At 64.4% G+C, this 13,775-nt stretch carries 15 protein-coding genes; 13 read left to right on the top strand and 2 right to left on the bottom strand.

The window, feature by feature from the left end; genetic code table 11:
* Positions 1 to 28: 28 nt before the first annotated feature.
* Positions 29 to 748, bottom strand: a complete 720-nt coding sequence (locus GQ651_RS04865; protein WP_160763063.1) for a PAS domain-containing protein — start codon at positions 746 to 748, stop codon at positions 29 to 31.
* Between the two features lie 128 nt (positions 749 to 876).
* Here GQ651_RS04865 and GQ651_RS04860 point away from each other — a divergent pair, with 128 nt between their 5' ends.
* From GQ651_RS04860 to GQ651_RS04845, 4 genes are read left to right on the top strand one after another with little or no spacing between them, the layout of a single operon-like run.
* Positions 877 to 1,812, top strand: coding sequence for a YicC/YloC family endoribonuclease (locus tag GQ651_RS04860; RefSeq protein WP_227257958.1), 936 nt, complete (start codon positions 877 to 879; stop codon positions 1,810 to 1,812).
* A 13-nt stretch (positions 1,813 to 1,825) separates the two neighbouring features.
* Positions 1,826 to 2,467, top strand: coding sequence for a guanylate kinase (gmk, locus tag GQ651_RS04855; RefSeq protein WP_160763062.1), 642 nt, complete (start codon positions 1,826 to 1,828; stop codon positions 2,465 to 2,467).
* Entirely contained in the window at positions 2,464 to 2,997 is a 534-nt protein-coding gene (locus tag GQ651_RS04850) for a gamma carbonic anhydrase family protein (protein WP_160763061.1), read from the top strand. The genes gmk and GQ651_RS04850 overlap by 4 nt, the downstream gene beginning before the upstream one ends.
* Before the next feature lie 8 nt (positions 2,998 to 3,005).
* Positions 3,006 to 4,187: a trans-sulfuration enzyme family protein gene (locus GQ651_RS04845; RefSeq protein WP_160763060.1), complete on the top strand. Its 1,182-nt coding sequence runs from the start codon at positions 3,006 to 3,008 to the stop codon at positions 4,185 to 4,187.
* On the opposite strand, the gene GQ651_RS04840 is transcribed toward GQ651_RS04845, so the two are convergent.
* On the bottom strand, positions 4,184 to 4,570 hold the full coding sequence (locus GQ651_RS04840) for a hypothetical protein (protein WP_160763059.1): 387 nt from the start codon (positions 4,568 to 4,570) through the stop codon (positions 4,184 to 4,186). The two genes, GQ651_RS04845 and GQ651_RS04840, sit on opposite strands and share 4 nt — an antisense overlap.
* A 182-nt stretch (positions 4,571 to 4,752) precedes the next feature.
* Between GQ651_RS04840 and GQ651_RS04835 the strand changes: the two genes are divergently transcribed.
* From GQ651_RS04835 to GQ651_RS04795, 9 genes are all read left to right on the top strand, one after another.
* A complete protein-coding gene (locus GQ651_RS04835) occupies positions 4,753 to 5,778 on the top strand; it encodes an ATP-binding protein (protein WP_319637324.1) in 1,026 nt (341 codons plus the stop codon).
* A gap of 148 nt (positions 5,779 to 5,926) precedes the next feature.
* Complete coding sequence (locus GQ651_RS04830) at positions 5,927 to 6,967, top strand: substrate-binding domain-containing protein (protein WP_160763058.1); 1,041 nt, start codon at positions 5,927 to 5,929, stop codon at positions 6,965 to 6,967.
* Positions 6,968 to 7,040: 73 nt separating this feature from the next.
* Entirely contained in the window at positions 7,041 to 8,510 is a 1,470-nt protein-coding gene (gene pstC, locus GQ651_RS04825; protein ID WP_160763057.1) for a phosphate ABC transporter permease subunit PstC, read from the top strand.
* Complete coding sequence (gene pstA, locus GQ651_RS04820) at positions 8,507 to 9,853, top strand: phosphate ABC transporter permease PstA (protein WP_160763056.1); 1,347 nt, start codon at positions 8,507 to 8,509, stop codon at positions 9,851 to 9,853. Before pstC ends, pstA begins: the two co-directional genes overlap by 4 nt.
* A gap of 15 nt (positions 9,854 to 9,868) precedes the next feature.
* Positions 9,869 to 10,666: a phosphate ABC transporter ATP-binding protein PstB gene (pstB, locus tag GQ651_RS04815; RefSeq protein WP_160763055.1), complete on the top strand. Its 798-nt coding sequence runs from the start codon at positions 9,869 to 9,871 to the stop codon at positions 10,664 to 10,666.
* An 11-nt stretch (positions 10,667 to 10,677) separates the two neighbouring features.
* Entirely contained in the window at positions 10,678 to 11,391 is a 714-nt protein-coding gene (gene phoU / locus GQ651_RS04810) for a phosphate signaling complex protein PhoU (protein WP_160763054.1), read from the top strand.
* Between the two features lie 5 nt (positions 11,392 to 11,396).
* On the top strand, positions 11,397 to 12,089 hold the full coding sequence (phoB, locus tag GQ651_RS04805) for a phosphate regulon transcriptional regulator PhoB (protein WP_160763053.1): 693 nt from the start codon (positions 11,397 to 11,399) through the stop codon (positions 12,087 to 12,089).
* 242 nt (positions 12,090 to 12,331) lie between these two features.
* Positions 12,332 to 12,778 (top strand): type II 3-dehydroquinate dehydratase, encoded by a 447-nt coding sequence (gene aroQ / locus GQ651_RS04800; RefSeq protein WP_160763052.1) that lies wholly within the window; start codon positions 12,332 to 12,334, stop codon positions 12,776 to 12,778.
* Positions 12,775 to 13,518, top strand: a complete 744-nt coding sequence (locus tag GQ651_RS04795; RefSeq protein WP_160763051.1) for a LuxR family transcriptional regulator — start codon at positions 12,775 to 12,777, stop codon at positions 13,516 to 13,518. The genes aroQ and GQ651_RS04795 overlap by 4 nt, the downstream gene beginning before the upstream one ends.
* Positions 13,519 to 13,775: the final 257 nt, after the last annotated feature.

Genomic DNA, 13,775 nt, shown 5'->3' with positions numbered 1-13,775 from the left:
GGGCCTTTTTCGTTGCCGGTTGGCGCTCTCAGTCGGCGTGTTCGTTATTCACCACCAGACGCAGGCTGGTGACGCGCCGGGGCCGCGGGGCCGGGGCATCGGGCGCCGCCCGCCCGCCGGGCCGGTCGGGGCGCGTCTCCGGGCTGCGTGCGGTCTCATCGGTGAAGCCTTTGAGCGGATTCGCATCCGCGCCGCCAAGGCCCACAAGGCCAGTGCGGTTCTGATCCAGAATGGTCAGGCGGCGCGGCGTCCGCCCGATCTCGCCCGGCAGGCTGAGCCCGCCGAGGATGCGCGAGATCTCTCCCAGATCGCTCCGGAGCGGCAGAAGCACCATCTCGCCCTGCATCGAGGGCCGTCCGAAGCCGGTTTCCACCCCGATGGAAAAGCGCACGACGGAAGGATCGTCGAAGGCCGCCTCGATCGCGTCGGCCAGTGTCTGACGGTGGTCGGCGGCGAACATCGCCGAGACCGGCATGCCGCGTACATCCACCCCCATCAGGTCGCCCAGATGCGAGCCCGCGATGCGGAACCGGGCGAGGCCGGTGGCGATCCGTTCGAGGATGAAGGCATTTGGCAACGCGCCCGACAGGCCCTGCGGCGCGATATCGGCCCGCGTGGGCACCAGACGGGCGCCGCGCACCTGATTCCAATAGCGCTCGATCTGTTCGATCCTGCTGCCGGCCTCCGCTCGGCGGGCCGATTTCAGTTCGACCACGTCCGCCTGTCTTCTGTCGTCATGTTCAGCCATCTTCGAACCCCCTCAACCTACCGCACCGACCACCCAGAGTCTGTCCGGCGTCTCATTGCTACCCCGCCATCAACGTGCCACAACTTTGCCTCAAACGCTGTAGAATTCTTACCGAAAGGTTAACGCACATGGCTTCAGACAGGGCGCCGGCGTCCTCTGCTTCCGGCGCGAAGCTCTATTCCATGACCGGTTTCGCCAGCGCCACCGGCGCCGAGGGGCCATGGAGCTTCCAGATGGATATCCGTTCGGTCAACGGGCGCGGGCTGGATGCGCGCGTCCGTGCGCCGGATTGGATCGATGGTCTGGATGTGGGGCTGCGCCGGGTGGTGCAGGCCGCCGTGGGGCGAGGCAGCGTGACGCTGTCCGTGCGCGTCGCGCGGGACGAGGCGCAGGCGGCGACATCGGTGAATGCCGACGGCCTGAGCGCGGTTCTGCGCGCGCTTTCGGAGATACAGGGTGCGGCGTCCGAGGCAGGCGTGACGCTGAGCGCGCCGAGCGCGGCCGAGATCGCCGCCATCCGGGGTGTCATGGACACGGGCGACGACGACCGGCCCGACATCACGCCTCTGGCCAAGGCGATCGTCAGTGAGGCCGAGACGCTGGTGAAGGCGTTCAACAAGGACCGCGCGCGGGAGGGCGCGGCGCTGGCCGCGATTCTCACGGCGCAGATCGACGAGGTCGAACGCCTGACGGCGGCTGCGGCCGCCGCCCTTGGAGACCGGGCGGAGGCGCAGCGCGCGGCGCTCGAGCGGAACCTCGCCCGGCTGCTCGACGCGAGCGAGTTACCGGATGCGGCGCGGCTTCAGCAGGAACTGGCGCTGATCGCGGTCAAATCCGACGTGACCGAAGAAATCGACCGGCTCGGCGCCCATGTCGCCGCCGCGCGCGAGCTTCTGGCGACAAGCGGGCCGGTGGGACGGAAACTCGACTTCCTCATGCAGGAATTTAACCGCGAGGCGAATACGCTCTGCTCGAAAGCGGGCTCCAGCGCCTTGACGGCGATCGGGCTGGACCTCAAGACCGTGATCGACCAGATGCGCGAGCAGGTGCAGAATATCGAATGACAGGGAGGCAGAGATGAGCCGACGCGGGCTACTGATCATCCTGTCCTCGCCCTCGGGCGCGGGCAAGTCGACGCTGGCGCGGCGGCTGAGGGACTGGGACCCGTCGATCCGGTTCTCGGTCTCGGCGACCACGCGGACCGCGCGTCCGGGCGAAGTGGACGGCTCGGATTACCATTTCGTCAGCGAGGCCGCGTTCAAAAGCATGGTGACTAAGGGCGAGATGCTGGAGCACGCCCATGTGTTCGGCAATTTCTACGGCTCGCCCAAGGGGCCGGTGTCCGAGGCCATCGAGGCGGGCTGCGACGTGCTCTTCGACATCGACTGGCAGGGCGCGCAGCAGATCCAGAAAAGCGCATTGGCCAGCCATGTCCTGTCCATCTTCCTTCTGCCGCCATCGATCTCGGAACTGCGCCGGAGGCTGGAAAGCCGGGGGCAGGACACCGACGAAACGATCCAGCGGCGGATGCAGAAAAGCTGGGACGAGATCAGCCACTGGGACGCCTACGACTATGTGCTGGTAAATGACGATCTGGATGCCACCGAGGACAAGCTGAAGACCATTGTCACAGCCGAGCGGCTTCGCGCCTCGCAGCAGCCGGGTGTGATGGAGCACGCGCGGAAACTGCAAAGCGAGTTCGAGGAGGGCGGGACATGACGGTCTATGCGCTTGGGAGTGCGCGCCCGGTCCTGCCGGACACGCCCCTCTGGATCGCGCCGGGGGCGCGGGTGATGGGCGATGTGCTTCTGGAAGAGGACGTATCGGTCTGGTTCGGCGCGGTTCTGCGCGGCGATACCGAGCGGCTGACGATCCGGGCAGGCAGCAACATTCAGGACGGTGTAGTCATGCACGCCGACGAAGGCTTTCCGGTCGAGATCGGCCGGGGCTGCACCATCGGGCATAACGCGATCATCCACGGCTGTACCCTGGGTGAAAACACACTGGTGGGGATGGGCGCCACGATCCTGAACGGTGCCAAGATCGGGCGCGACTGTCTGATCGGTGCCGGCGCGCTTATCACCGAGGGCAAGGTCGTCCCCGATGGCAGTCTCGTCATGGGGATGCCGGGCAAGGTCGTCCGCGAGATGAGCGCCGAGGCAATCGCGGCGAACCGCGCCTCGTCGCGCGGATATATCGAGCGCGCGCGCCGTTACCTCGCCGATTTCCGCGATATCTCCGAAGACTGAGGACCAAGATGACAGACCGTCCCCGCGGCACGCGCCGCGCGCTTTTCCCGTCGAGCGTCAGCCGGCCCGTCGTCAGTCCGCTGCAACCCTCGGTTGTCTATGCCTCGCCCGATCCCGACACGCTGGATGCGCAATACGAGGGGGGCGCCAAGGGCTATACCTATGCGCGCGAGGCGCATCCCAATGCCGAACTGCTGGAAGGCCTTCTGAACGGGGCCGAGGGCGCGGGTGGCGGCGTCGTAACGGGGTCCGGCATGGCGGCGGTGACGGCGGCGTTGCTCGCGACTGTCAGGGCAGGGGACCATTTGCTGGGGGCCGATCAGCTCTATGGCCGGTCGCTGAGGCTGATGGCCGAGGATCTGCCGCGTTTCGGCATCGCCACCAGCCTTGCAGACCCGACCGACGTGGCGGCGATTGAGGCGGCACTACGCCCCGAGACGCGCATGATCCTGATCGAGACCACGTCAAACCCGACGCTTCGGGTGGCGGATGTGGACGGGATCGTTGCGCTGGCAAAGGCGCGGGGCATTCTTGTGGCGGTCGACAACACCTTTGCGACGCCGCGCGGGCTGAGGCCGCTGGAGCGGGGCGCGGATATCGTCATCCATTCGGTCACCAAGCTGCTGGCCGGGCATTCGGACGCGACGCTTGGCTATGTCGGCGCGAACGATCCGGCTCTGGTCGAGAGGATGCGGGTGCTATCCCAGACCATGGGTCTGACCGCCTCACCCTTCGATTGCTGGCTGGCCGAGCGGGGGCTGTATTCCTTCGACATGCGCTATGACCGCGCGACCGCGAATGCGGCCCGCCTGGCCGAGGCGCTGGCCGGTATGGAGGGTGTGACCCGCGTGATCTACCCGGCGCGGCAGGATCACCCCGACCACGCGCGCACGGCGACCCTGCTGAGCGGCGAAGGCGGCCATATGGTCAGCTTCGAGGTCGCGCCCACCCGCGCTGCCGCCAATGCGCTGGTACGCGCTGCCGAGGGCATCGCCTTTGCGCCGACGCTGGGGGACATCGCGACCACGCTCAGCCATCCGGCCACCTCCTCGCACCGGGCGCTTACCCCCGAGGGGCGCGCCGCGCTTGGCATCAGCGAGGGGTTCTTCCGGGTCTCTGTCGGGTGCGAGGACGCGGACGACCTGATCCGGCGCTTTGCACAGGCGGTGGCTGCGGCGAACGGGGTTTAGCGGCCGATCAGGATACCGAAATCCAGGCCGGGGCAGAGATGCCTGATCTCGCGCTCGACCATCTCGGGGTCGGGCAGGTCGTCCGAGACGGCACGATAGCGGCCCGTGTAATCGAGCATGTAGAGCCGCTGCGCGAGGTCGATGCAATCGAACCGGGCCGCCAGAACCGGAGAGAGGATGACGGTGGGGCAGAGCCGTTCGACCAGGCCTTGCGTGACTTCTTCGAAGGACGCGAAGTGAATCCGCCCATCCCCGAAAAGCCGGTTTCCCTGACGGCGCCATTCATCCGCGCTGCCGACGGCAAGGATGGCCACGGTTTCATCGCTATCGGCGCTGTAACCCGCGATATCGACCTGTCTCAGCCTTGCATCTTCACGACTCATGGACGCCCCCTTGACCGGTTCGCGACAAATCGAAAACGCGACAGTTCCAGAAAGTTTCCGTCTGTTCGGGTGGAGCTTTCCACTCAACCCACGCGCGAATCATTTGTGGTTGTCGAAACTTGTCCAGTAAAGTTTACACTAAAGTTATAGTAATAAAACCCATCAATTCGGAAACGATACACGTGATAGATGAACTGGTCACCGCTCTTCCGCTACCCGCGGTCTTCATCGACCGTCAGGAACGGATCGCTGCGGTCAACGAGGCCGCGACGGCCTTGCTGGGGCCGGGCGCGGTGGGGCGTCATCATATCACCGTTCTGAGACAGCCTTTGCTGCTGGATGCGATCGAGACCGCTTTCCGGACGGGCGAGCGCCGCGTGGCCGCCTATACGTCCACCGTCGCACGGCGCGACATGACGTGGTCGGCCACGGTCTCTCCCATGCCGAAGGCGGGGGGGCTTTTGCTGGTCTTCGAGGATCGCACCGAAATGGCCGAGGCCAGCCAGATGCGGCGCGATTTCGTCGCCAATGTCAGCCACGAGCTGAAGACGCCGCTGACGGCGATCTCGGGTTTTATCGAGACACTGCGCGGCGCGGCCCGGAACGATCCGGCGGCGCAGGACCGTTTCCTCGGGATCATGGAGAGCGAGGCGACTCGGATGAACCGGCTGATCCGGGACCTCCTGTCGCTCAACCGGGTCGAATCGGAAGAGCGCGTGCGCCCGAAGGGAAAGGCGGATCTGGCCGGGATCGTGGGCGCGGTCATGCGCAACCTCGGGAACCTGTCGGACGGCGAAGGGGTGACGCTGACGGCCGAGGGCGTGGAGGCGCCACTTCTGGTGCCTGGCGATCCCGATCAGCTGACACAGGTGGTCGCCAACCTGACGGAGAATGCGATCAAGTATTCCGGCCGGGGCAGCACGGTCACCCTTCGCCTGACCTCCGAGGACGCCAACCCGATGGTTCTGGGCCCTGCGGCGATCCTGAGCGTGAGCGACACGGGCGAGGGGTTCGATCCCACCCATATTCCGCGCCTGACCGAGCGGTTCTACCGCGTCGACACGCACCGCTCGCGGGCGCAGGGCGGGACAGGACTGGGCCTCGCCATCGTCAAGCATATCGTCAACCGGCATCGCGGGCGTCTCAGGATCGAAAGCGCGCCGGGGCAGGGCAGCCGCTTCAGCGTGATCCTGCCTCGCAACACCTGACTCGTGGCGCTCGGAGGGGGCTTTTGGCCCGGATCGGCGGCACTGTCATAAAAGTGTTACGTCCCTGTCACAAAAGCATAGCGCGGCATCCTTAGGAACCGCCGCAAGGCCCGAATCCAGGGGTCGATTTGAAACCAGGAGATATTCCATGCTGAACGCGAAACTGACCGCCTCTGCTCTGGCGATCATCGCTGTATCCGCAACTGCCGCTGCCGCCCGTGACCAGGTGCAGGTGGCCGGCTCGTCGACGGTGCTGCCCTATGCCTCGATCGTTGCCGAGGCCTTTGGCGAGAACTTCGACTTTCCGACGCCCGTCGTCGAATCGGGCGGGTCTTCCGCCGGCCTGAAGCGCTTCTGCGAGGGCGTGGGCGAGAACACCATCGACATCGCGAACGCCAGCCGCAAGATCCGCGAGCGCGAGATCGCAGCCTGTGCCGACGCCGGTGTGACCGACATCATCGAGGTCCGCATTGGCTATGACGGCATCGTCTTCGCCAGCCAGATCGACGGTCCCGAATTCACCGCCTTCACCGAAGAGCAGTGGTACAAGGCCATGGCCGAGCAGGTCATCGTCGACGGCGCGCTTGTCGCCAACCCCTACACCAACTGGTCGGAAATCGACGCGTCGCTGCCCGACGCCGAAATCCAGGCCTTCATCCCCGGCACCAAGCACGGCACCCGTGAAGTGTTCGAGGAAAAGGTGATCCTGGCCGGCTGCGAAGCCTCGGGCGCCATGGAAGCCATGACCGGCATGGGCATGGACGAAGATGCGGCCGAAGACGCCTGCATGTCGGTCCGTACCGATGGCCGCGCGGTCGACATCGACGGCGACTACACCGAGACGCTGGCCCGCATCGACGCCAACACCAGCGGCGTGGGTGTCTTCGGTCTGGCCTTCTACGAGAACAACATGGACAAGCTGAAGGTCGCCACCATGTCGGGCGTTTCGCCTTCGACCGAGACCATCTCGACCGGCGAATACCCGGTGTCGCGTCCGCTCTACTTCTACATCAAGGGCGCGCATATCGGCGTGATCCCGGGTCTGAAGGAATTCGCGCAGTTCTTCGTCATGGACGAGATCGCCGGTCCCGACGGCCCGCTTGCCGAATACGGCCTCGTGGCCGATCCGGAACTGGCCGAGACACAGGCCAAGATCGAAGCCGAGGAAACGATGGCTTCCGGGTCGTAAGCGACCGCTGAACGAACAGGAGAGGGGCGCCTATGCGCCCCCCTCGCGTCTCTAACCCGAGGGTATGACTGCCGTGCCGCTTCTCTGGCTCATCCTGATCGTCCTGGCGCTGGCCGCCGTGGGGTATGTCGCGGGACGCTCCCGCGCGATGGCCTCGGCCGGGGGCAATTCGCGCGCGCTGCATTCGCTGCCGGGCTACTATGGCTACAACGTTGCGCTGACGGTCCTGACGCCCGCTTTCGGGCTTCTGGCGCTCTGGCTGCTGATCCAGCCCGTGTGGATCGACATGCGGGTGAGCGCGCTTCTGCCCGACAGTGCGATCGCCGACAGTTCGACCCGCGATCTGGTGATGAGCGATGTGCGGCGGGTGGCGGAAGGGCTGCAGATCCTCGGCGCCGAGGGCGCGCCCGACGTCGTGGACACGTCCTTCCTCGAAGGTCTGCGCGACCGGCTGGGCAATGTGGGCGTGGCGCTCGGCTCCGAGATCGACGCCGCCGTCTACCGCGCCGCGCTGAGCTATCAGGACATGACGCGCGTTGGCACCGGGCTGATGTGGGCGGCGGTCCTTCTGGCGGCGGTTGGCGGCTTCGCGCTGTCCTACATGGTTACGAACAAGGACTTCCGCGCGCGGAACACGGTCGAGCGGGGCATCCTGATCGTGCTGATCGGGGCGGCGTCCATCGCGATCCTGACGACGCTCGGGATTGTGCTGTCCATGCTCTTCGAGACCCGCAACTTCTTCGCGGATTACCCCTGGCAGGAGTTCTTTTTCGGCACCAACTGGGCGCCGGATTTTAGGGGGAACTCGGAACTTGCAATCCTGCCGCTTCTCTGGGGCACGCTATACATCTCGCTGGTGGCGCTGATCGTTGCGGTGCCTATCGGGCTATTTGCAGCGATCTACCTGTCGGAATACGCGTCGAACCGGGTCCGCGCCGTCGCAAAGCCCGCCATCGAGATCCTGGCTGGCATTCCCACCATCGTCTACGGCCTGTTCGCGCTCATCACCATCGGACCGATGCTGCGGGATTATTTCGCGCTGCCCCTCGGTCTTGGAGAAAGCTCGTCCAGCGTGGCGACGGCGGGTCTGGTCATGGGCATCATGCTGATCCCCTTCGTATCCTCGCTGTCCGACGACATCATCAACTCGGTGCCGCAGTCGCTGCGCGACGGGTCCTATGGCCTTGGCGCGACCCAGTCCGAGACGATCCGGCAGGTCGTGATGCCGGCCGCGCTTCCGGGCATCGTGGGCGCGATCCTGCTGGCCGCGTCGCGGGCCATCGGTGAGACCATGATCGTGGTTCTGGGGGCAGGGGCCGCCGCCGCACAGTTCAACCGGGGTCTGGGCGAGCTTGTGAACCCATTCGAGGCGATGACCACCGTTACCGTCAAGATCGTCAGCCAGCTGACCGGCGACACCGATTTCGCCTCGCCCGAGACGCTGGTGGCCTTCGCGCTTGGCCTCACGCTCTTCGTCATCACGCTGGGGCTGAACGTTCTCGCGCTCTGGATCGTGCGCCGCTACCGGGAGCAGTACGAATGACCGACATGACCGCATCTCCCGCCGAGGCGCCGCGCCGGAACGGATCGCTTCTGACGGCGGATGACCGCACCCGCCGCCGGAATGCCGCCGAACGCCGCTTCCGCGTTTATGGCATGATCGCCGTCGGCCTCGCCGTGCTGGCGCTGGTCTTCCTGCTGACGTCGATCATCCGGAACGGCGCGGGCGCCTTCATGCAGACCTACATCACGCTTGAGGTCGCACTGCCCGAGGACAAGCTGGACAAGTCCGGCACGCGCGACATCGAAGAGCTGAAGAAGGCCACCACCTTCACCTACAGCCCGCTGATCAAGGATGCGCTGGAGGCAAAGATTGCCGAAGAGGGTATCGAGATCGAGGGGCTCTCGAAAGAGGGCGACCTGATCTCGAAGGAAGCCGCCGCCCAGCTTCGGAATTTTGTGCTGGCCAACCCCGAGGTCATCGGGACCACGCGCGAATTCGAGTTCCTCGCCTCGGGACGGATCGATGGCTATTACAAGGGCCGCGTGACGATGGCGACGGCGGAGTTGGACGGGAATATCTCGCCGGAGCAGCTTATGCTGGCCGATGCGCTGAAAGAGGCGGGGGCGCTGGAGACCCGGTTCAACTGGGCCTTCATCACGGCGCCGGACGCCTCCGAGAACCGGCCCGAGGCGTCGGGGCTGGGCGTTGCGATCCTTGGCTCGTTCTACATGATGCTGATCGTGCTGGTGCTGGCGCTGCCCATCGGTGTGGCGGCGTCGATCTATCTGGAAGAATTCGCGCCCAAGAACCGGTTCACCGACCTGATCGAGGTGAATATCTCGAACCTTGCCGCGGTGCCGTCGATCGTCTTCGGCATCCTCGGCCTGGCGATCTTCATCAACTTCGCGGGGCTGCCGCAGTCGGCGCCCATCGTGGGCGGGCTGGTGCTGACGCTGATGACGCTGCCGACGATCATCATCGCGACGCGCGCCTCGCTGAAGGCGGTGCCGCCGTCCATCCGCGAAGCGGCACTGGGCGTTGGGGCGTCGAAGATGCAGACCGTGTTCCACCACGTCCTGCCGCTGGCCGCGCCCGGCATCCTGACCGGCACCATCATCGGTCTGGCGCAGGCTTTGGGCGAGACCGCGCCGCTTCTGCTGATCGGCATGGTGGCCTTCGTCCGCGAATACCCCGCCGCGCCGCCAGAGGGCTTTTTCGACCCCGCCTCGGCGCTGCCGGTGCAGGTCTACAACTGGACAACGCGCTCCGATCCGGCCTTTGTGGAGCGGGCATCCGGCGCGATCATTGTGCTTCTGGTCTTCCTTCTGATCATGAACACGCTCGCCATCATCCTCCGCCGCCGCTTCGAGCGCCGCTGGTAAGGGAAGGGGCCGGACATGAACGACATGAGACGAATTGAACGGGCGACCGACATGAAAGAGACCAAGATATCCGCCAGACACGTGAATGTTCACTATGGCGATACCCATGCGATCAAGGATGTCAGTGTCGAGATCCAGGACAAGACGGTCACCGCCTTTATCGGCCCGTCGGGCTGCGGGAAATCCACGTTCCTGCGCTGCATCAACCGGATGAACGACACGATCGACATCGCCCGGATCGACGGCGATATCCGGATCGACGGCGAGGACATTTATGACCCCAAGGTCGACCCGGTGCAGCTGCGCGCCAAGGTGGGCATGGTATTCCAGAAGCCGAACCCGTTTCCCAAGTCGATCTTCGACAACGTGGCTTATGGCCCGCGCATCCACGGGCTGGCCCGGACCAAGGCGGAACTGGACGAGATCGTCGAAAAGTCGCTCCGTCGCGCCGCGATCTGGGACGAGGTCAAGGACCGGCTGCAGCAGCCGGGCACCGGGCTTTCCGGCGGTCAGCAGCAGCGTCTGTGCATCGCGCGGGCCGTGGCGACCGAGCCCGAGGTTCTGCTGATGGACGAGCCGTGCTCGGCGCTCGACCCGATCGCGACGGCGCAGGTCGAGGAACTGATCGACGAACTCAAGCAGAACTATTCGGTGGTGATCGTCACGCACTCGATGCAGCAGGCGGCCCGCGTCAGCCAGAAGACAGCGTTCTTCCACCTGGGCACTCTTGTGGAATACGGCGAGACGGGCGACATCTTTACGAAACCCGAAGACAGCCGGACCGAAAGCTATATCACGGGCCGGATCGGGTAAGGATAAAAATCATGCACGATCAACACATTGCATCCGCTTTCGACCGCGATCTGGAGGCCATTCAGGCGCTGATCATGAAAATGGGCGGTCTTGTCGAGACGGCCATTCTGGACAGCGCTCAGTCGCTCGAGACGCGCGACGTCGAACTTGCCGAAGTGGTACGGGCCAATGACAAGGCCATCGACGCGCTTGAAGAACAGGTCAACGAAGAGGCCGCGCGCGTGATCGCGCTGCGCGCGCCGACGGCGTCGGACCTGAGGACGGTTCTGTCGGTGATCAAGATCAGCGGCAACCTCGAGCGCTGCGGCGATTATGCCAAGAACATCGCCAAGAGAACCTCGGTTCTGGCCGAGTCACCCGATGTGAACGGCTCGACCGCTGCCATCCGGCGCATGTCGCGCGAGGTGCAGCTGATGCTGAAGGACGCGCTGGATGCCTATATTCAGCGGAACGCGGATTTGGCGGCTCAGGTGATCCTGCGCGACGAGGACGTGGACCAGATGTACAACGCGCTTTTCCGCGAGGTGCTGACCTACATGATGGAAGACCCGCGCAACATCACGCCGTGCATGCATCTGCATTTCATCGCCAAGAATATCGAGCGCATGGGCGACCACGTGACGTCCATCGCGGAACAGGTCATCTATCTGGTCACCGGCGACATGCCGGATGAGAGCCGGCCCAAGGGCGACCGTACGTCCTTCGTGGCGGAGCCGGGGAGCTAGGCCCGATGTCCGCCGTCGCCCAGCCGAGCGTTCTGGTGGTCGAGGACGAGCCTGCGCAGCGCGAGGTTCTGGCCTATAATCTGGAGGCCGAGGGGTTCCGCGTGGTCACCGCCGAAAGCGGCGACGAGGCGCTGGTGCTGTTCGAGGAGACCGCGCCCGACATCGTCGTCCTGGACTGGATGCTGCCGGGCGTTTCGGGAATCGAGATTTGCCGGCGGCTCAAGATGAACACGGCATCGCGCGAGGTGCCGGTGATCATGCTGTCGGCGCGGAGCGAAGAGGTCGATCGGGTGCGCGGGCTGGAAACCGGCGCGGATGATTACGTGGTCAAACCGTATTCCGTGGTCGAGTTGATGGCGCGGGTCCGGACGCAACTGCGCCGCGTGCGGCCCGCGACGGTGGGCGTGCGGCTGGAATTCGATGACATCGTGCTCGATGCCGAAACCCACCGGGTCACGCGGGCAGGCGGCGAGATCAAGCTGGGGCCGACCGAGTTCCGTTTGTTGTCGACCTTCATGGAGAAACCAGGACGCGTCTGGTCGCGCGATCAGCTTCTGGACCGGGTCTGGGGCCGCGACATCTATGTCGACACGCGCACCGTGGACGTCCACATCGGCAGGCTGCGCAAGGCGCTCGGTCAGAACGGAGGGGGCGATCCGATCCGCACGGTACGCGGGGCGGGCTATGCCTTGGGCTGAGTTGGCGGCCGTTTCATGTGCCCCGTCACGATATCCATTATTCGTATAATCAGTATTATGTAAATATTAGATACGACGCCAAGGGCCTGCCTGACACCTATACTGGCATATCTGTCAGACACTTAGACGAGAAAGATCACGTTATCTGTCTTCCCGCAGCCACAGTCCCCCCTTTGTGACGACAAGAGATATACGTGTTGCTAGGTTTTTGCTAACCATCGGGAAACGCGAAGGCTTTTAACATGACGTCGATCCTGATCGCCAATGGTCCGAACCTGAACCTGCTCGGCACGCGCGAGCCCTCGATCTACGGCGCCGAGACGCTGTCGGATGTCGAAGATATGTGCCGCGCCGAAGCGGACGCGCTTGGCGTGTCGGTTTCCTTTTTCCAGTCCAACCACGAAGGCGCGCTGGTCGATGTGCTGCACGATGCGCGCGGCACCCATGACGGCATAATCCTGAACGCCGGCGCCTATACGCATACGTCCATCGCGCTGCGCGACGCGATTTCCGGGATCGGCCTGCCTGTGGTCGAGCTCCACGTCTCGAACGTGCATGCGCGCGAGGACTTCCGGCATACGAGCATGATCGCGCCCGTTGCGGCCGGTGTTATCCTGGGCTTCGGCGTCCAGGGCTATCCTCTGGCGCTCAGAGCCATTCTGGGCAAGATCGGTGGGCGCGCCGCATGAACCACGCCCTGACACGGCTGGTCGAGGCGCGGACCGTCGAGACTGTCTGGGCTATTCTAACGCGCGAGATGAGCAATTTCGGCTTCGACCGTCTGCTCTATGGATTCACGCGGTTCCGGACGCGCACCGGTATCGGCAACCGCGACGACATGCTGGTTCTGACCAATCACGACGACGGCTATATCCGGCCTTTCTTCGACAAGGCCATGTTCAACCGCGCGCCGATGACGGTCTGGGCGCTTGAGAACGAAGGCGCAATGTCCTGGAGTTATATCAATAGGATAGAAGCCGAACTTGATGAAGAACAGAAGCAGATTCTTGAGTTCAACCGGGCCCACGGCGTCATTGCCGGTTATACGATTTCGTTCGCGGACAGTTCCGCCCGGCAGAAAGGCGCAATCGCGCTGACAGCGCGCAAGGGGCTGAACCAGTGCGATGTCGAGAACCTATGGGCCAGCGATGGCGAGACGGTCAATCTTCTGGCGCAGGTGGCGCATCTGAAAATCGCCGCCCTTCCCTTCCCGTCGCATATGAAGCGCCTGTCGCCGCGCCAGCGCGAGGTTCTGGAATGGGTCGGTGATGGTAAGACGATGCAGGATATCGCTGAAATCATGGGACTTACTCCGCCCACGGTCGAGAAGCATCTGCGCAAGGCACGCGAGGCGCTGGACGTGGACACCACGACGCAGGCGGTGATGAAAGCCTCGCTGCAAAGACAGATTTTTGTAACGGATATATGACGTTACCGCTTACGTTAGCGTAAATTCACGTGTTCGTGAGTGGTAGGGAAAACCATACTTCCCTAACGTCACTTTTCGCGCAAAGATAGAAGCGTTCCGTGAGTGGTGGCATTAGCCTGGGAACAGCCTTCCGCAACAGCCCGCGATACCGGGTGCAACAGGAAGGATCGGGAAACCGAACCGCCGGCCTGACAGCGCATACTCCGCTTGAGGGCCGGCATCCTTGATCCGTATCGGAAGGGCGTCCGTTCCTCATC

Source organism: Kangsaoukella pontilimi (genome assembly GCF_009830125.1).
Taxonomy (GTDB): Bacteria; Pseudomonadota; Alphaproteobacteria; order Rhodobacterales; family Rhodobacteraceae; genus Kangsaoukella; species Kangsaoukella pontilimi.
This window is presented reverse-complemented; position numbering and strand designations above follow the sequence as displayed.